At 50.0% G+C, this 23,939-nt stretch carries 17 protein-coding genes, 1 tRNA gene and 1 pseudogene; 11 read left to right on the plus strand and 8 right to left on the minus strand.

Features of this window, described 5'->3' with window-relative positions; all coding sequences use genetic code 11:
- Positions 1-8 precede the first annotated feature (8 nt).
- The 3 genes and pseudogenes from V7676_RS18825 to moaB all read right to left on the minus strand — a co-directional run.
- Positions 9-226: pseudogene (locus V7676_RS18825) on the minus strand (tryptophan 2,3-dioxygenase family protein); the annotation flags it as partial.
- A 187-nt stretch (positions 227-413) separates the two neighbouring features.
- Positions 414-1,511: a PA0069 family radical SAM protein gene (locus V7676_RS03510; RefSeq protein WP_335658264.1), complete on the minus strand. Its 1,098-nt coding sequence runs from the start codon at positions 1,509-1,511 to the stop codon at positions 414-416.
- A 38-nt stretch (positions 1,512-1,549) separates the two neighbouring features.
- The gene (gene moaB / locus V7676_RS03515) at positions 1,550-2,077 is read right to left on the minus strand and encodes a molybdenum cofactor biosynthesis protein B (RefSeq protein ID WP_335658265.1); all 528 of its coding nucleotides are present in this window, start codon (positions 2,075-2,077) and stop codon (positions 1,550-1,552) included.
- Between the two features lie 114 nt (positions 2,078-2,191).
- Here moaB and V7676_RS03520 point away from each other — a divergent pair, with 114 nt between their 5' ends.
- The 7 genes from V7676_RS03520 (at position 2,192) to trxA (ending at position 13,548) form a co-directional block, all read left to right on the plus strand.
- Positions 2,192-4,540: a sensor histidine kinase gene (locus V7676_RS03520; RefSeq protein WP_335658266.1), complete on the plus strand. Its 2,349-nt coding sequence runs from the start codon at positions 2,192-2,194 to the stop codon at positions 4,538-4,540.
- Between the two features lie 12 nt (positions 4,541-4,552).
- Positions 4,553-4,996 carry a tRNA (adenosine(37)-N6)-threonylcarbamoyltransferase complex ATPase subunit type 1 TsaE gene (gene tsaE / locus V7676_RS03525; protein WP_335658267.1) on the plus strand — a complete coding sequence of 148 codons (444 nt, stop codon included), beginning with the start codon at positions 4,553-4,555 and terminating at the stop codon, positions 4,994-4,996.
- On the plus strand, positions 4,993-5,973 hold the full coding sequence (locus V7676_RS03530) for an aminoglycoside phosphotransferase family protein (RefSeq protein ID WP_335658899.1): 981 nt from the start codon (positions 4,993-4,995) through the stop codon (positions 5,971-5,973). Before tsaE ends, V7676_RS03530 begins: the two co-directional genes overlap by 4 nt.
- Entirely contained in the window at positions 5,970-6,686 is a 717-nt protein-coding gene (locus V7676_RS03535; protein WP_335658268.1) for a nucleotidyltransferase family protein, read from the plus strand. The genes V7676_RS03530 and V7676_RS03535 overlap by 4 nt, the downstream gene beginning before the upstream one ends.
- Positions 6,687-6,691: 5 nt before the next feature.
- A complete protein-coding gene (addB, locus tag V7676_RS03540; protein ID WP_335658269.1) occupies positions 6,692-9,691 on the plus strand; it encodes a double-strand break repair protein AddB in 3,000 nt (999 codons plus the stop codon).
- Positions 9,684-13,133 (plus strand): double-strand break repair helicase AddA, encoded by a 3,450-nt coding sequence (gene addA / locus V7676_RS03545; protein ID WP_335658270.1) that lies wholly within the window; start codon positions 9,684-9,686, stop codon positions 13,131-13,133. The genes addB and addA overlap by 8 nt, the downstream gene beginning before the upstream one ends.
- Positions 13,134-13,221: 88 nt before the next feature.
- The gene (trxA, locus tag V7676_RS03550) at positions 13,222-13,548 is read left to right on the plus strand and encodes a thioredoxin TrxA (RefSeq protein WP_335658271.1); all 327 of its coding nucleotides are present in this window, start codon (positions 13,222-13,224) and stop codon (positions 13,546-13,548) included.
- Here trxA and V7676_RS03555 read toward each other — a convergent pair.
- Together V7676_RS03555 and argJ are read right to left on the minus strand one after the other, a co-directional pair.
- Positions 13,545-14,357: an inositol monophosphatase family protein gene (locus V7676_RS03555; protein ID WP_335658272.1), complete on the minus strand. Its 813-nt coding sequence runs from the start codon at positions 14,355-14,357 to the stop codon at positions 13,545-13,547. The genes trxA and V7676_RS03555 overlap by 4 nt on opposite strands.
- Before the next feature lie 90 nt (positions 14,358-14,447).
- The gene (gene argJ / locus V7676_RS03560; RefSeq protein WP_335658273.1) at positions 14,448-15,677 is read right to left on the minus strand and encodes a bifunctional glutamate N-acetyltransferase/amino-acid acetyltransferase ArgJ; all 1,230 of its coding nucleotides are present in this window, start codon (positions 15,675-15,677) and stop codon (positions 14,448-14,450) included.
- Positions 15,678-15,736: 59 nt separating this feature from the next.
- On the opposite strand from argJ, the gene V7676_RS03565 reads away from it, so the two are divergent.
- From V7676_RS03565 to V7676_RS03575, 3 genes are all read left to right on the plus strand, one after another.
- On the plus strand, positions 15,737-16,021 hold the full coding sequence (locus V7676_RS03565) for a hypothetical protein (RefSeq protein WP_335658274.1): 285 nt from the start codon (positions 15,737-15,739) through the stop codon (positions 16,019-16,021).
- Between the two features lie 107 nt (positions 16,022-16,128).
- Positions 16,129-18,864, plus strand: a complete 2,736-nt coding sequence (gene secA / locus V7676_RS03570) for a preprotein translocase subunit SecA (RefSeq protein ID WP_335658275.1) — start codon at positions 16,129-16,131, stop codon at positions 18,862-18,864.
- Between the two features lie 33 nt (positions 18,865-18,897).
- Positions 18,898-19,671 (plus strand): sulfite exporter TauE/SafE family protein, encoded by a 774-nt coding sequence (locus tag V7676_RS03575; RefSeq protein WP_335658276.1) that lies wholly within the window; start codon positions 18,898-18,900, stop codon positions 19,669-19,671.
- 169 nt (positions 19,672-19,840) lie between these two features.
- Here V7676_RS03575 and V7676_RS03580 read toward each other — a convergent pair.
- From V7676_RS03580 to moaA, 3 genes are all read right to left on the minus strand, one after another.
- Positions 19,841-19,915: transfer RNA gene (locus V7676_RS03580), tRNA-Asn, on the minus strand.
- 63 nt (positions 19,916-19,978) lie between these two features.
- Positions 19,979-20,752 (minus strand): NAD kinase, encoded by a 774-nt coding sequence (locus V7676_RS03585; RefSeq protein ID WP_335658277.1) that lies wholly within the window; start codon positions 20,750-20,752, stop codon positions 19,979-19,981.
- Positions 20,749-21,735, minus strand: coding sequence for a GTP 3',8-cyclase MoaA (gene moaA, locus V7676_RS03590; RefSeq protein WP_335658278.1), 987 nt, complete (start codon positions 21,733-21,735; stop codon positions 20,749-20,751). Before moaA ends, V7676_RS03585 begins: the two co-directional genes overlap by 4 nt.
- Positions 21,736-21,961: 226 nt before the next feature.
- Between moaA and V7676_RS03595 the strand changes: the two genes are divergently transcribed.
- A complete protein-coding gene (locus tag V7676_RS03595) occupies positions 21,962-23,932 on the plus strand; it encodes a putative bifunctional diguanylate cyclase/phosphodiesterase (RefSeq protein WP_335658279.1) in 1,971 nt (656 codons plus the stop codon).
- Positions 23,933-23,939 lie beyond the last annotated feature (7 nt).

A 23,939-nucleotide genomic window follows, 5' to 3' on the forward strand; every position in this document is an offset into this window, starting at 1 on the left:
TCGACCGTCCGAAACTGATCGGACTGAAAGCCGGAACTTGCGCCCAACACGTGCCGGAATCGGCTATAATCGCGGGGGTTAGGGTTGAGAGCACATCCCAGCTTAACGTGATGACAGCCTGAATTCGGCTCACCCGCGCTAACGCCTTATAAGCTGGCACCAATGCATCATTGTTAATTTGCTTTATGGCGAAATGCAATTCGCGGATAATCTGTTTCAGCCACAATTCTTTTGTCTGATGAATAATGAGAAAAGCATTTCATCGTCGAAATCAGATTGTGGGTGCTGCGCCGACAGCAGAGTGTCGAGAGCAAGATAGTTTGCGTATGTAATATTTTGTTTCTTTGTCATTCTAAAATGTAGCTCCGGCATCTTATAAAGGAAAGAGAGCCGCCTCGGTCCGTGATAATGTCCTAAAATAGCTCCAATTGGCTGCCTTTAAAGATTGGCCGTCTGAACAAATCTGCTCTGAGATCAAATTTCGCTTTTCCAAGGCCATGTTTACGGGCTGCGATGGCAACGCGGTGATGAAGCAATTCAGCCCAAGGACCTTGGCCTTTCATGCGGCTGTGAAAATCGGGATCATTTTTCTTTCCCGCACGGAGGGATGCAATGATACCCATGACCTTACGCTTGCGATCCGGAAAATGGGTTTCCAGCCATTGCTCAAACAAAGGCGCTACTTCATGAGGGAGCCGCACCGGAATGACCGAAACACTTTGTGCGCCATATTGCGCGGCAGCAGCAACAATCTCTTCTATTTCATGATCGGTGATTGCAGGAATAACAGGGGCGATGTTGACATGGACGGGAATAGACTGTTCGCGTAATTGGCTAACCGCTTCCAATCGTTTGGCTGGAGAAGGGGCGCGCGGCTCTAAAATTCGTGAAATATTTCTGTCTAGGCTGGTCAAGGATATAGCGATAGCCGTGAGATCCAAGCTAGCCAACTGGGAGAGAATATCCCGATCATCAAGAATCCGGTTGGACTTGGTCGTAATCCCGACAGGATGTCTAGTTTCCAGCATGACCTCTAATATCTGCCGGGTGATCTGGTAGCGCTTTTCAATGGGCTGGTAGGGATCGGTATTGGTCCCTATAGCGATGGGCGCTGGACGATAAGTTGGTTTCGCAAATGTTCCGCGCAGCAAATGGGCGGCATTGGGTTTTGCAAACAGCTTTGTTTCAAAATCGAGGCCGGGCGATAAATCATGATATGCGTGGGAAGGCCGAGCGTAGCAATAGATGCAGCCATGCTCGCAGCCGCGATAAGCGTTGATTGAACGGTCGAATGGGATGTCCGGCGATTGGTTAAAACTCAATATCGATTTAGGAGATTCGATCGTGACCTGGGTTCGCAATTTTGCGGGAGCGTCGCCCAATGAAATGCGATCATCAAGCCAATCGCCATCGTCCTCGCGCATTGGCAGATTGAATCGATGACTTTCACTGTTGGTGACTGCACCGCGCCCCTTTCGGGCGAGAGAGGGCGACCTCTTATTTTGTTCCATAGCTTTATCTAGCATAAGAACAAAAATAGAACAAATATCTATTTTTCGAGTAGTCTCGGCATTAATTCGACAAAATTGCAAGGACGGTGCCGGCTATCGAGCTGGGTATCCAATATGCCGTCCCAGCCATCTTTAACTGCACCATTTGAGCCCGGTAGCGCGAATATATAAGTCCCTCTGGACACCACGGCGCAGGCGCGAGATTGAACTGTCGATGTGCCAATTTTGTCATAGCTCAGCCAGCGGAATAGCTCGCCAAAGCCCGGGATATCCTTGTCCTTCACTGCATCAAGTGCTTCCGGTGTGATGTCACGCCCGGTCAGGCCAGTACCGCCGGTGGTGATGACCGCATCGACGGTTTCATCATCAATCCACTGATGAAGTTGCGCGATAATTTTTGATTTCTCATCGCGGATCAGGTTGCGATAAATCAGCGTATGGCCTTTGTTGGCAATGCGCTCCGCGAGGATATCACCGGATGTGTCTTCCTTTATCGAGCGGCTATCGGACACCGTCAAAAGGGCAATGTTGATCGATTTGAACGTGCGGCTTTCGTCTATAGGCATGAGGAGACTCCGGTGATTTTTCGGCTGCGTTATAACTCATATTGTCTGACTTTTCTAAACCATAAAGAATAGGGGCTTTTCGCGGATGCTCTAACCGTCTAATCGCTTGTATTAATGTCGAACGTTCCGGATTTAACCGCTGTCATATTAGGCCTGATTCTAGCCGCTTGGTTGGCTGCGTCCGCATGGGCAATATGGACCGGCCTGGCGATGAAAAATCGTGCGGAGACAACCTTGCGCCAGTTCGGCCGGTTAGGAAGGTTGTTGGAAACGTCGCCGGCTCTGCCGCTATTGGTGCGTTCTGATGGCAAGCTGGAGGCCTCGCAGCGGTTAATGCATTGGTTGGGCTTTGACTATTTACCGTCCCATATTTCCGAGCTTCACAGCAATGATGCGGGGATGAGTCGGGAGGATTTGGAAGGGCTGACACAAGACGTCAATCTCGCCCAAAAATCCGGCAGCAGTTTTACCCGTGCGATCAAGGTTGCGGGATCAAACAAGGCCTTGCTGATCCGCGGCGGCTTGGCCGATCAGCAGATTGCCCCCAATGGCAGCGCTTTGTTATGGATATTTGATGCCACAGATAGTCAGGGGCAAATTGAAAAGCTGCGCACGGAAAATGAAGAGGCGCGGGCTGCCTTTGATGCGCTGTCAGCTTTGATTGAGGCAGCGCCGATGCCGATGTGGCATCGTTCGCCGGACCTCAAGCTGACATTAGTGAACAGTGCTTATGTCAAAGCGGTGGACGCCCATGATGGCGCTGAGGTGGTGGACGAGAGCATTGAGCTTATCGAGACGATTAACGGCGTCAGTCCAGCCCACGCTGCCGCGCAAGCCAAAGAAAAAGGCGAACCCTATGAGCGCGTAGTGGCGACCACGGTTGGCGGGCAACGCCGTACAACGCAGGTCGTTGATGTACCACTCGGAAAATCGGGCATCGCCGGTTACGCCATTGATATTCAAGAATTGATAGACTCGCGCAAAGAGCAAAGACGTTTCAACGAATCGCAGCGCGATATGCTGGACAGGATATCGGCAGCGGTGGTGCAGTTTGATGCAGACAAGTCTTTGCAATTTTGTAATCTGCCTTTCCAACGCATATTTTCGATGCGTCAACAATGGATCGCAGAGCGTCCTGAGTTTCCAAGGGTATTGGACCGGATGCGCGAGATGAACCGCATTCCGGAAGTAAGAGATTTTCCGGAATGGCGCGAAGATCGAACGAAGTGGTTCAAATCATCTACTTCGATTGAAGAAAATTGGTTGCTGGCCGATGGTACCCATTTACGGGTCATTGCCAATCCGACACCCGATGGCGGCTTGTTGATGATAATCGAGGATCGAACTGAACAAGTCCAATTGGCAAGCGCGCGGGATACACTCTTGCGCGTCCGTACGGCGACATTCGACAATTTGTTTGAATCACTTGCGGTCTTCGCTGCCGACGGAAAGCTCAACATCTGGAACCACCAATTTGCAAATAATTGGAACCTAAGCGAAGAAGAATTGGGCAAGCATCCACGCGTCGATTCCTTAATGCAAAAAATGGCAGTGCAATTAAAACAGCCCGCCAGAATATCGGAAGTGCGTTCTATGGTGCGGACTGCCACTTCAGAACGTGTGCAACAAAGTGGACAAATTTCCTTTGCCGATGGGAGACGGTTTGAGTTCGCGGCGATACCGCTGCCGGACGGCAATGCGCTGTTCACTATGTTGGATATTTCCGATAGCCGCCGCATTGAGTTGGCGCTCCGTGAACGAAACGAGGCTCTTGTAGAAGCGGATTCAATAAAGGCGTCCTTCCTATCAAATATGAGTTATGAATTTAGAACGCCGCTGACTTCCATCGGGGGGTTCGCAGAGCTATTAGATAATGAAGTTGCAGGACCGCTGACCGATCAGGGGCACGAATATGCCCGGGCAATATTGCAATCTGTTAAAAGACTTGGAATGCAGATCGATAATGTTCTGGACCTCAGCCAGAGTGAGGCGGGGGCTTTGCCCATCGCAAAAGAAAAGGTGAACCTTAACAAGTTGATCGAAGACGTGGCATCCCAATTTTCCGATGATGCCAAAGCGCAAGATATTGAAGTTGAACTGCAGCTGGATCAGACACTTGGTTCTGCACTAGCAGATAAGAAGCGCCTGTCGCAGGCGGTATCACAGATAATCGATAATAGCATAAGATATACTGGCCAGGGCGGGCGTATCCTTATCAACGGCAGTGGCAATGTGAAACAGGCCGTTATCCATATTTCGGACAATGGCCCCGGTATGAGTGCAGGGCAACAATCCAAGGCGTTTGATAGTTTTGCAAGATCGCGTAAGAAAACCGGGGAAAATGTGGGTGGATTGGGTTTGCCATTGGCCCGCCAATTGATGCTGGCACATGGCGGAGAACTGACATTAACCTCCGAGCCGGGTCAGGGCACGCTCGTCACCATTCACCTTCCACGACAATAGGCAGGATATCGTGTGAACTTAGATACTGAATCAGCGACGATCTCCTTGGGGAAGCAGCTAGCAGATGCTTTGCGGCCCGGTGATAAGATCGCGCTGACCGGAACGCTAGGGGCTGGAAAAACAACCTTGGCACGAGGCATATTGCGCGGTTTGGGATTTATTGATGAGGTTCCGAGCCCGACTTTCGCCATTGTTCAGCAATATGAACCACCTGAAGTCCGTCTTCCGGTTGCGCATGTAGATTTTTATCGCATTGAGGGGCCTGATGAGATTCAGGAACTCGGTCTTGATGATGTTTTGATGGACGGCGCCATTATCGCAGAATGGCCGGATCGGATGCCGGCTTCATTCTGGGCCGATGGTTTGCAACTCACTCTGCAGATTGAAAATGATAACACTCGCCAGTTGACTTGGATGGCTGGCCCAACTTGGAAAGACAGATGGCCAATAACATGACACCCCCCGCAGCGGCACAGGATTTTTTGAACGAGCTTGGTTGGAATGATGCAGATATTCTACCTGTAGCCGGAGATGCGTCTTTCCGCCGCTATTTCCGCGTTATTTCCGGAGACCGCAAAGCCATATTGATGGATGCACCGCCGCCGCATGAAGATCCGCGGCCTTTTATATATATCGCCCGCCACTTAAAGGCGCAGGATTTTGCTGCTCCGGAAATTTTTGGAGAAGATCTAGATCATGGTTTGGTCCTGCTGGAGGATTTTGGTGACCATAGGATGCGCGAACATCTGGATGATCATCCGGAAGATGAAGAGACTATTTATCGGCAAACAGTTGATCTGATAAAGGCGCTGCACCAAAAACCTGCGGCTAACACAGCTGAATATGATTGGGATCAATATCTCAGGGAGGTTAACTTGCTTCCCGAATGGTATTGTCCAGCACAGTCGCTGGATGTTGATCAAGCGGGTTTTGTTGATGCATGGCAGACGGTTTTGCAGCCGGTAATTGCCGCACAAACTTCTCCTGTCACTGTTCTTCGTGATTATCATGCCGAAAATATTATGCTGCTGGACGATAATCGTTTGGGACTGCTCGATTTTCAGGACGCTCTCGCGGGGCATGCAGCCTATGATCTTGTGTCGATGCTGCAGGATGCTCGCCGTGATGTTTCGGATGATCTGGAAGAAGCTATGCTGGCATATTATCTGGATGATCGGTCAGCCGACGATGCAGGGCAATTTCGCAGTCATTATGCGATTTTGGGGGCACAGCGTAACACCAAGATAATCGGTATATTTACACGGCTTTGCATCCGTGATGGCAAAGCGCGTTATCTTGATTTTCTGCCCCGCATGTGGCGGCTGCTCGAAAAAGATGTGACCCATCCTGATCTTGCGCCGGTTGCGGACTGGTTTAATCGCAATATCCCCTCGGATATTCGCGACCAGCCGATTGCGGTACCGCAGGTATGAGCAAAGTTGAGACCGCGATGGTCATGGCGGCTGGCCTTGGCAAACGGATGCGCCCCTTAACCGCAACACGGCCCAAGCCGCTTGTTAAAGTGGCGGGCAAAGCAATGATCGATCATTGTCTCGATAAGCTTTGGGAAGCGGGTGTGATGAAGGTCGTAGTCAACGCTCACTATCTGCCCGATGCTTTGGAAGCCCATTTAAAGTCGGTTAATTATCCTTTTGATATCCGGATTTCAGATGAACGCGAGCAATTGATGGAGACTGGTGGCGGAATGGTCAAAGCTGCGCCACTTATTGACGAGGACCGGTTTTTCTCCATTAATAGTGATAACCTCTGGACCGATGGACCGACCAATAGTTTGGAGCGCCTCGAAGAACGCTGGGACGATGCAGAAATGGATGCGCTCTTGTTGGTGGTGCCGCAAGCATCGGCACATAATTATAAGGGCGCCGGGGACTTTAAACTGGATGACAATGGCCGAGTTTCACGGCGGCTACCGGATCGTCAGGCACCCTTTATTTATACTGGCATCCAACTGCTTTCCAAACGCTTGCTCCGCGATGCACCGGAAGGGCCGTTCTCGACCAACATATTGTGGAGCCGCGCGATTGAAGAGGGGCGGCTATTTGGATTAGTCCATGAAGGCCGTTGGTTTGAAGTAGGATCACCGGAGGCTATAGCCCCGACCGAAGCGGCGCTTAACGGTGCGTAACGCGCATGAATAAGCGGTCTCAACCCGCAATTTATAATATCGCCGCACATGGCGGCTTTGCTGATGCTCTGGCGCAGGGATTGATTGATCGTTTCGCCAAAGATCCACTGGGTCTGGCGCGAGGCCTTATCATCCTGCCGAACAATCGGGCGCGCCGCGCAGTCCATGATGCTTTTGTAAGGCTTAGTGAAGACGGTTTGTTGTTGCCGCAAATGGCGGTGATCGGGGATTTAGAGTTGGATGAATCGATTGGCGTTGCGCTGGATCGGGGCGAACTGGCCTTGGATATTCCGCCTTCCATTGACCCGTTGGACCGCCTGCTGATGCTGGCGAGGCTGATCGAAAGGGAAAGCGCGGCAAAGGGCGTTGCGCTATTGTCAAAGGAAGCGCTGCGGCTGGCCCGTGAATTTGCCCGGACGCTCGACCAACTGACCGTCGAGGAAATTGGTCTCACTCAGCTTTTCAATATTGATGTAGAGCCGGAACTATCTGGTCACTGGCAAACGTCGCTCGCCTTTTTCCGGGTTATTGCCGAGAAATGGCAGGCAAAACTGGTAGAATTGGGTGTGGTCGATGAAGCGGCCCGCCGCAATGCCCTGTTCGACCAGAGTGTGATGGCATGGAAATACACACCGCCTAAAAATTTTGTCGTTGCCGCCGGTATTACTACATCCGCACCGGCTATAGCCCGTTTTTTGCGCGCTATAGCATTTTTACCAAACGGCATGGTTGTGTTGCCGGACCTTGATATGGTGATGGCCGATGAAGAGTGGGATATGCTCGGACCATTTGCACCTGATGCCGAAAATGGCCAAGCCAAACGAGCGCAGGAAACCCATCCGCAATATCATATGAAGTTGCTGCTTGAACGTATGTCTATTGCGCGGGCAGAGATCATACGTTGGCCGCGCACCGGAACAAGCGGCGCTGCATCAAAGCGCAGCCGGGCCTTAAGCAATGCTTTTGCGATTCCAAAACTGACTTCGCGGTGGCAATCGCTTGATGCTGATGAACGTAGCTTGGCCGGTGTGCAGTTAGTCGAAGCGCGCAACAGTGCAGAGGAGGCGCAGATCGTTGCGCTATTAGCGCGAGAGGCTTTAGAAATGCCGGAGCGCCGCGTCGCGATCATTACTCCTGATAGGGCATTGGCACGTCGCATTTCCGCCCATCTCGAACGCTGGATGATCACGGCAGATGATACAGGCGGCCAACCCTTATCAAAAAAGCCCGAAGGTATATTTTTTCTAGCACTGCTTTCCGCTGCAACGGATGGCTTCCCTCCAGCCGAATTTTTAGCGTTGCTGAAGCATCCCTTAGTGCGAGCAGGTGACCAACGGCTTGAATGGTTAAGGCAGGTTCGCAAACTTGACTTGTTGATGCGTGGGCCGCGGCCAGCGCCGGGATTGTCCGGAATTGATAGCTTATTTCAGAGTGAAGATCGCAGAACAAAAAAGTTGAGAGATGATCTGCTACCTTGGTGGCAGGATGTGCGAGCGGTTTTTGAACCAGCTGCTAAAGCCTTGAGTGGATCTATGGATTGGTCTGAAATGCTAACAGAAATCCGGCAACTCGGAGATTCATTGAGCAATGGTCAGCTCTGGGTGGGACCAGCAGGGCGCTTATTAGCCGACTTTTTGTCGGATATGGAAGATCGCGCGGCGTTCGGACCGATCAAAATCCAACCTCGGGAAATTACCAGCTATTTTGAGACATTTCTCGCCGATATGCCAGTTCGTCCTCCTTACGGCGGGCATCCGCGGATTGCACTTTACGGTCTGCTGGAAGCACGCCTTCAACAGGCGGATTTGGTGATTTGCAGTGGGCTGAATGAGGGTGGTTGGCCTCAAGCCGTCACGCCGGACCCATGGTTGGCCCCGATGGTTCGCAAGTCATTGGGGCTATCCGCCCAAGAACGGCAAATCGGTTTGTCTGCCCATGACCTTGTTGGTGCTATGGGAGCCCATGATGTAATTTTGACGCGGGCGCAGCGGGATAGTTCCGGCCCTGCAATTGCTTCGCGATTTCTGCTTCGTCTGAAAGCTATGTGCGGAGATAATCTCAAAGAACATCCGGTTGTTCAGGATTGGGCGCGGCGCATAGATAAACCATTGGAAACGGTGAGAATCGGTCAACCTGCACCGAATCCTCGCGCAGAACAGCGTCTGGTGAAATTGTCTGTCACCAATGTTGACCGGCTGATTGCCGATCCATTTGCCTTTTATGCAGCTAAGATCATGGGGCTTGGAACGCTCGACATGATCGATGCAGAACCAAGTCCGGCATGGCGAGGTTCGATTATCCACGATATATTGGATAAGTGGGCCAAAGAGGATGATTATGATCCCGATGCGCTAAGGCGTCGTGCTTTGGCTTTCCTGAATGAACGATCATCACATCCGCTTATGCGTACATTGTGGGCACCCCGATTAATCGAGGGCCTTATGTGGGTTGCTGACATGGTTGCCGAACAGCGCGCAGAGGGGCGTTTGCCGATTAAATCGGAACAGAAAGGTAGTGCGACGATAGCTGGTATTGATCTGTTCGGTATAGCGGACCGGATTGATCAAATGCCAGACGGCAGTCTTGGTATTGTTGACTATAAAACAGGTGGCCCACCCTCTAATAAATCGGTCAAGGAAGGCTTTTCATTGCAGCTAGGTTTGCTGGGTGCGATCGCCGAAAAGGGCGATTTTGGCGGATTATCCGGCAAGGCGACTGGCTTTGAATATTGGTCTTTGGCCAAACAGGGAGGCAAGGACAGTTTTGGTTATATCGCAAGCCCAACCAACTCCCGCAGCCGAGACAAAATTGAGACAGACCAGATGGTTGATCATGCCGTGGTAGAATATACAAAGGCGGTAACGAACTATATTCTTGGTACTGAACCGATGACGGCGAAGCTCCATCCCGAATATGCGCCTTATGCTGACTATGATCAACTGATGCGGCTTGAGGAATGGTATGGCCGCTCGCCTGAACCTAAAGGGGACGGTGACCATGAGTAAGACACCCACTCTTCATCCGCTAGCAGGCAAACAGAGCGATGCAGTTCAGCCGGATGACAATATCTGGCTGAGTGCTTCTGCCGGAACGGGGAAAACGCAGGTTCTTACTGCACGCGTTTTTCGGTTGTTATTGCGGGAACATGTACGTCCAGAACATATTTTGTGTTTGACCTTCACAAAGGCTGGCGCTGCGGAAATGGCCGACCGTATCCATCGGCAATTGGCAAGCTGGGTTCGATTAGATGACGGGAAGTTGGCAGCCGACCTGTCAGCTATCGGGGCTCCTGTAGGGCCAGAAACAAGAGAATATGCGCGGACTTTGTTCGCCCGTGTACTGGATGCACGTGGCGGCGGTTTGCGGATCATGACTATCCATAGTTTTTGTCAGGCATTGTTAGCCAGTTTCCCCGAAGAAGCGAATATTCCGGCGCTATTTACGCCGATTGAAGAACGCGACCAAAAACTATTGGCTCGTCAGGCCTTAGGCGACTTGTTGTTGGATGAGGAAGCGGCGGGAAATACAGAGATCATTCGAGCTATTCAGGCGCTCAGCGTGCGAATGGGTGAGGAAGATACCGAAAAATATCTGATGAAATGTGCGTCCAAAGCGGATGCTATGGAAAGCCTACCAAGTAGTGCTTTGCCGTTTGTAAGAGGCCTGCTGGAACTTCCAATAGATGGCGATGCGAAAAGTTGGTTGGAGCAACGCTGTAGCGATGATGCATTTGATATCGCATCGCTAAAAAATATGGTCGACGCGCTAGCCAGTTGGGGCACAAAGACCGCGACCGGATATATTGAACAGATTCAATCATGGATAGCGGCAAATCCCGTCCAGCGTGCGGCAACATTGTCGGACCTGTACAAGGTTTGGGCAAAAGCAGATGGTGAGTGGCGTGCGGTACCCAAGGGACTGGAAAAGGCAGCGCCGGATTATACCGAACTGAGCCTCGACATGTACGATCATTGCCGGCAATTGATCGAAACCAAGACGCTATTTGACTATGCTGATATGTTCGGCGGCGCGTTAAATGCCGGACGGGCATTTTATTATCGATATAGAGATGCCAAAAAACTCAATGGTGTAGTCGATTTTGATGACATGATCCGTATGACCGCAAAATTGCTCAATCAGGGAAATATGGCCGAATGGATCCGGTACAAACTTGATCAGCGGACGGATCATATATTGGTGGATGAGGCACAGGATACGAATTTGGCACAATGGGATATTGTCCGCGCATTGGCCGGTGAATTTTTTGCCGGGACAGGGGCTAATGCGGATAAAATCCGGACTTTGTTTACCGTTGGCGACTTCAAACAAGCCATTTTCGGTTTTCAGGGAACCAGCCCGCATAATTATGTGAGAGCGCGGAATGACTTTTTTGAGAAGGCAGAAGCCTCGGAGCGTGAATTTGGAGACCTGTCACTGGATCGAAGTTTTCGCACCACACCCCCAGTGCTGGAAGTTGTCGATAAGCTATTGGGCCAGATCGGTGAAAAAGGCCTCGGGCTCGATAAGGCAATCCCGCCTCATCAAAGTCACTATGCCGGTGAGGCAGGTAGTGTCACGTTATGGCAGCCGGTGGCCCATGGTGCAGTCGGAAATGTGGATGATGAAGAAGACTGGCTAAGCGACGAAAAACGCGTTTTTGCGCAAAGGCTTGCCGTTCAAATTAAAGAATGGCTCGCGCCTGAAAACCCATTGTGGCTAAGCCATGAAAACCGTCCGTTACAAGCAAAGGACGTCATGATTCTTGTGAGTAAGCGAGATGATCTCAGTGCTCTGATAGTGGCGCGCTTATTTGCGGAGAATGTGCCCGTCGCCGGTATTGACCGAATCCGCCTGAACCAGCCTCTAGTAGTGCAAGATCTTCTCGCAACTATCCGTTTTGTATTGCAGCCTAATGATGATCTTAATCTGGCATCACTTTTGGTATCTCCCCTGTTGGGTTGGTCACAGGATGATTTGCTTGCTCACGGTTACCGGGGTGAGACGCACAAGGATAAGAGCCTTTGGGAATATTTGCGAACGCAGGATATGTTGGCGTCAAAGATTGAATCGTTGCGGACACTGCTGAAAATGGCAGATTTTAATACGCCTTATCAGTTTTTGGAAACAGTCGTCTCCGGTCCGATGCAGGGCCGCAAGCAATTGACGGCTCGCCTTGGACACGCAGCCCTCGACCCGTTGGAAGAACTGCTCAACACTGCTCTTGCTTTTGAACAGGACCATATCCTGACTTTGCAGGGCTTTCTGGACTGGTTTGATCGCGGCGATGTTGAGATTAAACGGGACCAGCTAGAGGGTGGCAATGAAGTCCGCCTGATGACTGTTCATGGTGCGAAGGGCCTACAGGCTCCGTTGGTGATTCTCGCCAATGCGACTTTTGATCCGGCAAACAAGAAAACTGGCGGGTTTGATATTAGAGATCCGAGACGACCGGAAGATGAACTGGAATATCCGGTCGTACCAACTCGAAAGGCCGAGCGAGTCGGATTGCTGGATGCCTATGCAACAGTGGCTGATGCACGTGAACGGGAAGAGCATTGGCGATTGCTATACGTCGCTATGACCCGTGCTGAAGAACATCTTGTAGTGGCGGGAACATTGGGACCGAAGGCTGATGGCGTTGTTCCCGAAGGCAGCTGGTACCACGCCGTCGAACAATCCTTGATTGCGTTGGGTGCGGAGCCAGTCGATTCCACGCGCTGGGTAGCCGAGCGGATTTACGTTGGATCAGGCTCCAAAAAAAAACCGGTGCCTAAGCGAGAAGAAACCTCAAAGGCTTCGAATGAAGATAAGACTACGTTGCCGGAATGGTTATTCGCGCCCGCTCCTGCAGAAGCCCGGCCTCCACGACCTTTGACGCCATCTGATCTTGGTCCCGATGATGCGGGCAATCCGCCGCCGGCGCAGGCTATGCGGGATGCAGCGAACCGCGGGAAACTGCTCCATAGTTTGTTTGAGCGCTTGCCGGATATAGCACCTGAAAACCGGGAAGATGTCGCGGATCGTTGGCTCGAAAAGCAAAAGAAGATAAAAGAACCGGCGGTTCGCAGAGCGCTTATTAATATTGTGCTGTCCGTTTTGAACAACCCGAAATGGTCGGATTTATTCTCTCCGGAAAGTTTCGCGGAAGCCCCTATTGCTGCGGTTGTGGATCAATATGTTGTTTCGGGGACCGTCGACAGACTTTTGATAACCGATGATTTGATTACAGTTGTTGATTTTAAGACTGGTCGGTCAGTTCCTCAAGAGGCAGCTGATGCACCACTGTCCTATCTCCGCCAGATGGCTGCTTATGTCGCCGCGCTTGAGAAAATATTCCCAGGACGCCCGATAAAAGCGGCTTTGCTTTATACCCACGGGCCTAATTTATTAGAGCTCTCTAGTGATCTGGTAGACCGTCACAAACCTAGTCAACAAGCCAAACTATGAGCGCCCATCAAAAACCTTTTGGCTCAAATGCTTGAGCAATGGTGCCCGGGCGCCTAAATAGAGTTTAAACAAGCAAAGGAGACTAGCTATGGCTACTAAAGCAATTACCGATCAGAGTTTCGAACAGGATGTTTTGAAAGCGGATGGCCCTGTGCTTGTCGACTTTTGGGCAGAATGGTGCGGGCCTTGTAAGATGATCGGCCCTGCGCTGGAAGAAATCAGCGACGAATTGGGTGAGAAAGTGACTATTGCCAAACTGAATATTGACGACAGTCCTGACGCACCTGGAAAATATGGTGTTCGCGGAATTCCAACGATGATATTGTTTAACAATGGCGTACCGGTTGAAACAAAAGTCGGTGCAGCTCCTAAGAGCCAACTTAAATCTTGGCTTGAAGCAAGCCTTCCAGCCTAATCGCTAAATATATTGGCTAAAAGCTCTGCGGCCTCATCCCATAAATTCGGTGATGAGGCCCCGAGTAATCCGGTCTTGCGATCCGCAGGCCGATACATATCTCCATTCCATCGCGCTGCTTTTCCACCTGCTTCGTTTAAAAACAAAAGCCCTGCGGCATGATCCCAGGGCAGGCTTCGTTCGAACGTTGAAATATGATTCGTGCCCAGTGCCAGCCGGGGATATTGCTCTGCCGCACAGCGCGGAATATCAACGATATGATAATATCCTTCTGCTGCGCTCAACAGTTTGTCCCGTTGTTCTGACGTCATGAATCCAGTGGCGAGCGCGGCCACCGGCTTGCCTACGGGATCAGCAGAAACCGTTAATTTTTCACCATTTAGAAAAGCTCCCTGTCCTTTGGAAGCATAGCACATGCGATTCGACAGCGGATCATAGAGCCAACCTGCAACAGTTTCATTTTTCTTGGATAATGCCACGATCATTCCGAACGGAGGATTACCGGCGGCAAAATTTCCGGTGCCATCGATGGGATCAATAATCCACGCCAGATTATCGGCCAGATGATCCATGACCGAAGGGTCGAGCGCGCTTGCTTCCTCACCAATAACCGCGGCGTCGGGAAGCAGGGTGGCCAGTTTGTCGCTGAGCATCTCTTCGCTAAGCTTGTCGGCGACGGTCACCAGGTCGCCCGGTGATTTTTCTTGGATATCGGATGTTTGAAGGTTTTGATAATGCGGCAGCACGACTTCTCGCGCGACCTGTCGAATGATTTCCTGCACTGACAAGTTGAAATCGGAATACTTCATGCGGATAACAAAAGCTTGGCCAACTGGTGGCAATGAACACGTATTTCACCGTGTTGCCGAAACCGTTTGCGCAATATGACCTCCGCCATCTTAGCTCCTATAATCGGCATTTATCTCGATATATCCGTGAGTCAGGTCGCAGGTCCAGACCGTAGCTTTCCCGTGTCCAAGGCCCATGTCGACGCTGATATCAATTTCGTCTCCCTTTAGGTGCGTCGTAACCGGTGTTTCATCATAGTCCGGAACAACCAGTCCATCTCGCGCAACCGTCACGCCGCCAAAACCAATAGAAAGCTTGTCTCGATCGGCCGGTTCGCCTGCCTTGCCGACTGCCATGACGATCCGGCCCCAATTGGCATCTTCTCCGGCAATGGCGGTCTTTACGAGTGGAGAATTGGCAATAGACAAGGCAATTCGTTTAGCACTTTTATCCGATTCAGCGGCAGTTACCGCGATTTCGATAAATTTGCTTGCACCTTCGCCATCTCGAATGACCAGATGTGCCATTTGCATGCATAGGTCGCTTAGGGCAGCCTGGAAGGCATCTGCGCCGGGATCTTTAAACGAATTTAGGGCAGGGGTGTCATTCTGACCTGTCGCGAACGCTAAGACGGTATCGCTGGTCGATGTATCGCTATCGACCGTAATGCAATTGAAACTTTTCGATGTCGCTGCGCTCAGCATTTCCTGAAGAAATTCGGCATTTACGCACGCATCCGTGAAAATATAACCCAACATTGTCGCCATATCCGGCGCAATCATACCCGAGCCTTTGACGATACCGTTCAGATACACCGTCTTACCATCAATTAAAGCACTTGTGGTTGCCATTTTCGGGAAGGTATCGGTCGTCATAATTGTCGCTGCTGCTTCTGACCAACTACAGGGTTCTGCTATAAATACCGAGTTTAAACCGGTTTCCACTTTGTCTTTAGGTAGAGGAACGCCAATTACGCCAGTAGATGAAACGAAAATCTCTTCCTCTGCGCAAGCCAAATGATTGCTGACCATGGATAGAATAAGTTGAACTGCTTCTTTCCCCCGGCCGCCGGTAAAGGCATTGGCATTACCGGCATTTACTACCAAACCGCGAGCTAACCCCGTTGATAGAGCTTGTTGGCACCATTCAACTTCCGGTGAGGGACATTTGCTTTTGGTTAGAACGCCGGCAACCGTTGTTCCCTGGGCGAGTTCAATATAAGTGAGATCACAGCGATCCCATTCTTTATACCGCGCGCGAGCGATACGGCAGATCACACCGGAAATTTCGGGGAGCTCAGGAATATGAGCGGGTGCAAGAGGGGATATAGTTTCTGACACTTAACTTGCCTTTATCTATTGGTTTGCTAAAAAGCCTGCATCCTGTCAGGGCCTTATTCATGAACGTCTATATTGCAAGTTTTATGTTGCTGCTTTTTAATGCTGTTGGCGTTAATGCGCCAGCTGCTGCGGTGGCTGCTGAGACGGCAGAAAATGAGATCGTTCCCCAGATTGATGGTACTATATCACAAGATTGGGAAAATGCTGCACACGCATTGATGCAGCGAGAGAATCCTTCTCCGGTTACTTTTGCAGCTAATCGGCAAACAAATCCGATTTGGTCCGTATTGCCAATTGCTTCGACAATTGGTGACAAGCTTGAGCATGAAGAGGGCGCGCCCTAGTCGCCCGTTGGACAGTCACGATGTTGATTTGTCTCTAATCACCCTTAAATGCATACGGAACTGGGCTCTTGATAAGCTCAATATCCACTAAAATATCGGAAATCACCATGATCGGCGGCCTCGCTAAATCCTTATTCGGGTCATCTAATGACCGTTACGTAAAATCCATCATGAAAGTAGTCGATCAGATCAACGCTTTCGAACCGGAAATCGAACCACTTACCGATGAGGAATTGGCAGCCAAAACACCTTTCTTTCGGGAACGGGTAGCAAATGGTGAAACGCTAGATGATATTCTACCCGAGGCATTTGCGGTTGTTCGCGAGGCAGCGAAACGAACCTTGGGCCAACGGCATTATGACGTGCAGATGGTTGGCGGGATTGTATTGCATCGCGGTGAAATTTCGGAAATGCGTACCGGTGAAGGTAAAACACTGGTTGCAACTCTAGCCTGCTATCTCAACGCAATCGAAGGCAAGGGCGTTCATGTTGTAACAGTGAATGATTATCTCGCTCGCCGCGATGGTGAGTGGATGAGCCAAGTATATAGCTTTCTGGGTATGAGCCTTGGAACAATCATCCCGAATATTAGCGAAAATCAACGGCGTGAGGCTTATGCAGCCGATATCACTTACGGTACGAATAACGAGTTCGGTTTCGACTATTTGCGCGACAACATGAAACATGACCGCAGTCAAATGGTTCAAAGGCCCTTTAATTTTGCGGTTGTCGATGAGGTGGACTCCATCTTGATCGATGAGGCACGGACGCCTTTGATCATTTCTGGCCCAACAGATGATAAGTCCGATCTTTACATCTCAGTAAATGCGGTTGTTCAGAATATAACTGAAGAAGATTATGAAAAAGATGAAAAAAGCCGCAATCTTTCCCTGACCGAAGAAGGTACAGAAAAAGCCGAGCGGTTGCTCGAAGAAGCTGGATTGCTCGAAGGTAGCAATCTTTATGATTATGGAAATACGCAGGTCGTCCATCACCTGAATCAGGCGTTGATGGCCAATGTAATGCGTAAGCGCGACACAGACTATATCGTCAAAGACGGCAAGATCATCATCATCGATGAATTTACCGGTCGTATGATGGACGGTCGGCGCTGGTCCAACGGTTTGCATCAAGCCGTTGAAGCCAAAGAAGGCGTCCAGATTGAACCTGAAAACCAGACTATGGCATCCATTACCTTCCAGAACTACTTTCGGATGTATCCTAAATTATCGGGTATGACGGGTACGGCAGCCACAGAAGCGGCGGAATTTTTCGAAATTTACAAAATGAATGTCGTCACGATTCCGACTAACAAGCCGATTCTGCGTATCGACGAAAATGATGAATTCTACAAAAATACAATCGATAAATTTGCCGCTATTGCCAAGAAAATCAAAGAGCATAGTGACAAAGGTCAGCCTGTTCTGGTCGGTACGGTTTCGATCGAGAAATCAGAGCTCTTATCGGATTTCTTGAAAAAGGAAGGTGTGGAGCATAGCGTTCTGAATGCGCGTTTCCATGAACAGGAGGCCCATATCGTCGCACAGGCCGGTAGCCCGGGCGCCGTTACAATTGCGACTAATATGGCAGGTCGCGGTACTGATATTCAGCTTGGCGGCAATATCGATTTTCGTGTTGAGCAAGAGCTGGGTGACATGGAAGAAGGACCCGAGCGCGACAAGGCTATTGCGAAAATCGAGCAAGAAGTCCGCGCTTTGCGCGAAGAAGTCCGCGCCGCTGGCGGGCTGTTCGTTTTGGGTACGGAGCGACATGAAAGCCGCCGTATTGATAATCAGTTGCGCGGCCGTTCAGGTCGTCAGGGCGATCCGGGCCTTAGTCGTTTCTATCTGTGCTTGGAAGATGACCTATTGCGAATATTTGGTACCGAAACAATGTTCGCCAAAATGATGAATAAAAATCTGGAAGATGGCGAAGCAATTGGCGGTAAATGGCTGTCGAAAGCCATTGAAACGGCACAGAAAAAAGTCGAAGCGCGTAATTATGAAGCCCGCAAGCAGGTTGTCGAATATGATGACGTAATGAATGACCAGCGCAAGGTGATTTATGAGCAGCGCTCTGAAATCATGGATGCTGAGACGGTTGGCGATGTAGTTGAAGACATGCGCCTTGAAACGATTAATGCAATCATCGCCGATATTTGCCCCCCAGGAAGCTATCCAGAGCAGTGGGATACGGAACTACTCAAAACCCGTGTTGAAGAAGTTTTGGGGCTGACCCCTGATATTGCATCATGGATGCAAGAGGACGCGGTTGAACCTGAACTTCTCGAATCGCGGATACTTGAGTTGGCTAATGCAGATTTCAACGAAAAGGTTGAACAGATTGATCCTGAAATCTGGGTTCAGATCGAAAAATCTATCTTGCTGGAATCACTCGATCACCATTGGAAAGAGCATCTCGCCACACTGGATGCATTGCGCCAGGTCGTTTTCCTGCGCGCCTATGCGCAGAAAAAGCCTCTCGATGAATATAAAAAAGAAGCGTTTGGCCTGTTTGAACACATGCTGGACGTCATACGAGAAAGTGTGACGAAAACCATAGCGGTAAGCCAGTTCCATAGTCAGGATGAAATTCAGGTGCCGGAATTGCCGGAATTACCAGATTTCCTGACCACGCATATTGATCCGTTTACCGGTGAAGATGACAGCAATGACATTGATGGTGGTACGTTGGGGACGGTCTCCACGACTTTGCCACCACGCCAGTCGGGCCGGTTAGAAAATCCATCAGAACCTTTTGACGGTCAAGACCAAGTGAGTCGAAACGCGCCTTGTCCCTGTGGATCAGGACGGAAATACAAGCATTGCCACGGGAAATACTAACCCTGTGAACTGCGCTTTTGGGGGCGAGTTGAGATGGCTTTTGGTATAATCGGCCTTGCCTTTCTGTTCCTTTTAACTGCCGGTCTATATGCATCGGTCGGTTTCGGAGGTGGGTCGACCTATATCGCTCTGCTTGCGCTTTCCGATATTGATTACCGCGTGCTGCCGATCATTGCTTTGCTCTGTAACATCATTGTGGTGATGGGTGGCACGTGGCGCTTTGTGTTGCGCGGGTTAATCGACTGGAAAAGAATTTGGCCGATTTTGCTGCTTTCTGTTCCCGCAGCTTGGATAGGTGGTCGCATAGCAATTGATCGCGACAATTTCTTGGTTTTACTAGGTTTTTCGTTGGCGATTGCGGGGCTCTTGCTGCTTGCGGAACCTTTTTATCGTCGCAGCAGTTCGACATCGCTAAAATATGCAGCACAACAGCTATGGGTTGCTCCCGCGATAGGTGGTGGGATTGGTTTCCTTTCCGGAATGGTTGGTATTGGAGGCGGAATATTCCTTGCTCCAATTTTATTGCTGATAAACTGGTCTGACAGCCGTCGTATTGCTGCAACAGCCAGTGTCTTCATCCTGGTCAACTCGATCGCTGGTCTGGGTGGGCAGTTGATGAAATCGCCGTGGTCGCAAAACAACGTTATTCTCTCGACCTATTGGCCATATTTTTTAGCTGTGCTTGTCGGTGGCCAAATAGGAAGTTTTCTTGCTGGCAAGGCGTTACCTGAAATTTGGATTCGCCGGCTGACGGCCGTGTTGATCCTATATGTCGCTGGCCGCATTCTGTGGCAGCAAATTGGTTAGATGATCTCAGCACTTATTGATTGATATAGCTGGATGGATGCCGTTGTCGCCCTTAGATAAAGCAATACTCGGTACCTTGCCGTTCGGGGCATGTTAGCAGGCAAGCTAACAAAGCCTCACAGCGCACCAAGCGCTGCAAATTTCAAGCTCACTATCTATGAATAAAAAATGGCTCCCCGAGTAGGATTCGAACCTACGACATTTCGATTAACAGTCGAACGCTCTACCGCTGAGCTATCGGGGAAAACCTGCGATTTGCATCACAACGAGCGGGGCTATAGCAACGTCATTCGCACCCGGCAAGCCATCAAACAACAAATTGTTCCATAGAAATTCGATCATCCAAAGCATGTTCCGGATCAAACAACATGGTCAGTGTTTGGTTGCGGTCTATGGAGATTGTAACCTTGGCGACATCACGGACTTCTTGTTGGTCCCCAACCGCGCTGACTGGCCGTTTTTCAGCATTTAAAACTTTGATGCTGATAGGCATATTGTCGGGTAGTATAGCCCCTTTCCACCGCCGCGGACGGAATGGACTAATGGGGGTCAATGCCAGTAAATTGGAACCAAGCGGCAAAATTGGCCCGTTGGCGGACAGATTGTACGCAGTCGAACCAGCTGGAGTGGCGATTAAAACACCGTCGCATACCAGTTCTTCCAGCATGATTCGTTTGTTGACCTCGATTTCGAGTTTTGCCGTTTGGCGAGTCTCCCGCAGTAAAGAGACTTCATTTATCGCCGGAAGTACAAAACTAGCGCCGGAAATGGTTTCGACTTCCATTTTCAGCGGGCGCACTTTGAATGATCTTGCGCTTTCGATACGGCGGACCAAATCATCTTCATGCCAATTGTTCATCAGGAAACCGACTGTGCCCAAATTCATGCCATAAACGGGCATGATTTTGCGCCGGTTGAGCATTTGGTGCAGTGTCTGCAACATGAAACCATCGCCGCCCATAACAACGGCCTGATCGGCTTCTTCGAGCGGCACCCAGTCGAGTAAGTGCTTAAGTTTCTCGCCAGCTTCCTGCGCCTGGGGAGTGGGGGACACGATCAGTGCCCATTTTATTTCGCTCATCCGCCCGTGACGTTCATGTGACGCTCCAATATGTCTGCGGACCCGTCTAGCTGTGCATTAAAATCATGTCGTAACGGTTTGAGCTTTAAAGCTTTTTGAAGTAACCGATCGACAGCCTCAATGCCCTCATTGCGCACTGCGGCGCGTAAATCAACATGTGCATTGTGACCGAGGCACATAAATATCTTGCCATCGGTTGTCAGTCGCAGCCGATTACAATCATCGCAGAAATTATTGCTTAGCGGCGTGATCAGTCCTAGTCTTAATCCTAGCGGTTCCACCGCCATATAGCGGGCAGGTCCAGCACTCTTATGTGCAATAGGACTAACTGAATAGCGTTCAACCAGTGGTGCGATAAATTCTTCCGCAGGAATATGCTCGAATGTCCTGTCAGCGCCTACGTCGCCGAGCGGCATTGTTTCGATTACGGTCAAATCATGACCATGATCCGCACAAAATTCCGCCATTGGCAGCAGGCAGTCCTGATTAAAGTTTCGTACTGCGACCATATTAATTTTGACTTGGATGCCTACCCGACGGGCTGCTGCTATTCCTGTTAGGACCTGATCAATTTTGGCACCGCGGGTTATCTCTGCAAATTTATATGGATCCAATGTATCCATACTGACATTTATGCGGTGCATATTGTGGGCAGCTAAATGATCCGCATATTCGCTGAGCAGCGAGCCATTGGTTGTTAGTGTCAGCTCTTCCAGTTCGCCAGATTCCACTTTTCGTCCAAGCCGTTGGATAACATCACTCATATCCCGTCTTACAAGTGGTTCTCCGCCGGTGAGACGAATTTTCTTCACGCCATGGCCGATGAAACGTTCAGCAATTAGAGTGATTTCTTCAAGCGTTAGCAGATCACTCTTTGGCATGAACGTCATATTTTCGGACATGCAATATTGGCAACGGAAATTGCATCGATCCGTGACCGAGATACGCAGATAATCTATTTTGCGTCCAAATCCATCGCGCATGATTTTATCCCATTCAGTATTTAGGCTAATGCTAGCGTTTTGTTTAGAGCCAAGCAACGGCCTATAAAGATTTGACTGTTATGAAAATGGATAGGGAATTGGGATAATGTTATTAATGTTCCCTTCAATCAAAATAGGGATTTAGATCATTAAACCAAGTTCATCTTATCTGGATCACGGGGCTACAAAGCATCTCTTTTTACTGTCCTTTCATGATCGAGATCCCTTGGCGGAAAAAATTTCTGCTATAGGATGGCGGGTTAGCTCTGCCCGGCGGCGTGAAGGGGTGCAGGGAAGGTTTCTCTCTTCCCATGCATTGATAGCCCTAATCGATCTGCGCGACGCTGCTGGCGAAGGCTTGGCGGCGATAACGGATATTGCTGCTTTAGTCGACAAAAGTGGGATTGCAATATTGGCTTTGGCAGATCCAGGGGCACAAGAAAATATCGCTACAAAATGTTATTATGCTGGTGCGACACATTTTATGGATATAGCTAACCCGCACTCTGACCTTAATCAGGCGATCAATTTTGCTTATCGATATGTCGAAAATATTCGCGGAGGAGCTGAAGCTACAAAGAATTTTAATAAACTGCTGATGCAAGTTGATGAACAATGGTCTTTTTCCAAAACAGCATTCGGCCAAAATTGGGTGAGCCAAAAGCTTAGAGAAAGTCTCGGCCAAGTCGATTTTGATATCAATCCCATCACAGGAATCTATCGGATTTTATCCAGTGAGGAACGGTCAAGGGTTCGCGGTGCTATGGGGCGCTTAAGTAAGGACTCTGCGCAAGCCGCAGTGGTCCATTTGTTAAACGGTGAGAAAATAATCCATCATCTACATTCCTCGGGTGAATATATTCATGGTCGGATAGAGAGAATTACATCTGGCGAACTGGGCCATGGCTGGACAGAACGAGATCTTTTATCAGGTTTGCGCAATGGATCGGCGGCACGCGCGTGGATGCGCAGCCGCCTAGAACAGGGTATCGGCCTAGGGCTAATCATGCTGGGTCTTAGAAATTTTGGTACGATCAATGCTGCCTATGGGCGGACCGTTGGTGACGAGATCACGCGCCGCATCGGGCAGCGTTTGATAGCAGAAACTGCTGATTATCCTTCGGACAGTTGCATCGTTGCGAGGATGGATGGTCAAAATTTTGTGGTGGCCGTGTCACTGGATGATGTCTCCGATGATGCAGTTGAAAAATTTGGTGGATATGCCGAAGAATTATTGGGCCGAAATTTCAGGCCAATTCCGATTGAGGGCCGCACCATAGGATTGGTAGCGCGTGCGGGCGTCGCTGTTGTAAGGGATTCAAAGGATGAAACCTTGCTAATCCGGCGAGCAACTCTTGCGTTAGCAGAGGTCATGATGTCGGATGCCCAGCCCATCAAGATTAGCGGTACGGCTGAGAAGGACATATTGTTGGAGCAGAGATTGGAAACTGATCTCGCTCACGCACTCGAGCGCAACGAAATCGCCATTGCGCTTCAACCGCAGATCAAAGTGGATACAGGACAATTAATCGGAGCAGAGGCTCTCGCCCGTTGGAATCATCCTAAACTTGGTTTTCTGGGAGCTGCGACATTATTCTCGGTAGCCGAGCGCGCAGGCTTGATGAAACTATTGTCATTACATATCCACAAGCGAGCTTTTGCAATTGCGGCGACATGGCCCGATAGTTTCTCTTTTTTGCGGCTGTCTGTGAATATCACTGCTGGAGATTTGGCCAATGGCGATTTTGTTAAAAATATGATGCAAAACATCGTCCAGTCCGGCTTTTCGGCAGACCGGATTACTCTGGAAATTACAGAATCTGAGCTGATCGGCAATTTCTCAAGCGCTTCGCAACGGCTCTCAGATTTAAAAGACCGAGGGCTGCGGATCGCGATTGATGATTTTGGAACAGGGTATAGCAGCTTAGCGTATCTTAAAAATCTCCCGCTCGACTATCTGAAAATTGATAGTGGTTTGACCGGAGATATTAGTGGCTCTGTGAAGGATCAGGTCGTCGTTAAATCGATTATTGATATGGCGCGCAGCCTTGGTCTTGCGGTTATTGCCGAAGGAGTTGAGACCGAAGCCCAGCTAGAAACGCTGGCCGCGCAAGGTTGTGAATATTTTCAAGGATTCCTGCGGTCTGGCCCCGTGTCTGCAGAGGAATTCGAGATATTTGCCCTGCGAAGCCATTGATCTAAGC

Source organism: Parasphingorhabdus sp. (assembly GCF_036963805.1).
Classification (GTDB): Bacteria; Pseudomonadota; Alphaproteobacteria; order Sphingomonadales; family Sphingomonadaceae; genus Parasphingorhabdus.

Bases quoted from the DNA above. Each gene is read 5' to 3' on its own strand.
- V7676_RS03510 (WP_335658264.1), bottom strand. From the start codon at position 1,511: ATGGAACAAAATAAGAGGTCGCCCTCTCTCGCCCGAAAGGGGCGCGGT.
- moaB (WP_335658265.1), bottom strand. From the start codon at position 2,077: ATGCCTATAGACGAAAGCCGCACGTTCAAATCGATCAACATTGCCCTT.
- V7676_RS03520 (WP_335658266.1), top strand. From the start codon at position 2,192: ATGTCGAACGTTCCGGATTTAACCGCTGTCATATTAGGCCTGATTCTA.
- V7676_RS03530 (WP_335658899.1), top strand. From the start codon at position 4,993: ATGACACCCCCCGCAGCGGCACAGGATTTTTTGAACGAGCTTGGTTGG.
- V7676_RS03535 (WP_335658268.1), top strand. From the start codon at position 5,970: ATGAGCAAAGTTGAGACCGCGATGGTCATGGCGGCTGGCCTTGGCAAA.
- addB (WP_335658269.1), top strand. From the start codon at position 6,692: ATGAATAAGCGGTCTCAACCCGCAATTTATAATATCGCCGCACATGGC.
- addA (WP_335658270.1), top strand. From the start codon at position 9,684: ATGAGTAAGACACCCACTCTTCATCCGCTAGCAGGCAAACAGAGCGAT.
- trxA (WP_335658271.1), top strand. From the start codon at position 13,222: ATGGCTACTAAAGCAATTACCGATCAGAGTTTCGAACAGGATGTTTTG.
- V7676_RS03555 (WP_335658272.1), bottom strand. From the start codon at position 14,357: ATGAAGTATTCCGATTTCAACTTGTCAGTGCAGGAAATCATTCGACAG.
- V7676_RS03565 (WP_335658274.1), top strand. From the start codon at position 15,737: ATGAACGTCTATATTGCAAGTTTTATGTTGCTGCTTTTTAATGCTGTT.
- secA (WP_335658275.1), top strand. From the start codon at position 16,129: ATGATCGGCGGCCTCGCTAAATCCTTATTCGGGTCATCTAATGACCGT.
- V7676_RS03575 (WP_335658276.1), top strand. From the start codon at position 18,898: ATGGCTTTTGGTATAATCGGCCTTGCCTTTCTGTTCCTTTTAACTGCC.
- V7676_RS03585 (WP_335658277.1), bottom strand. From the start codon at position 20,752: ATGAGCGAAATAAAATGGGCACTGATCGTGTCCCCCACTCCCCAGGCG.
- moaA (WP_335658278.1), bottom strand. From the start codon at position 21,735: ATGCGCGATGGATTTGGACGCAAAATAGATTATCTGCGTATCTCGGTC.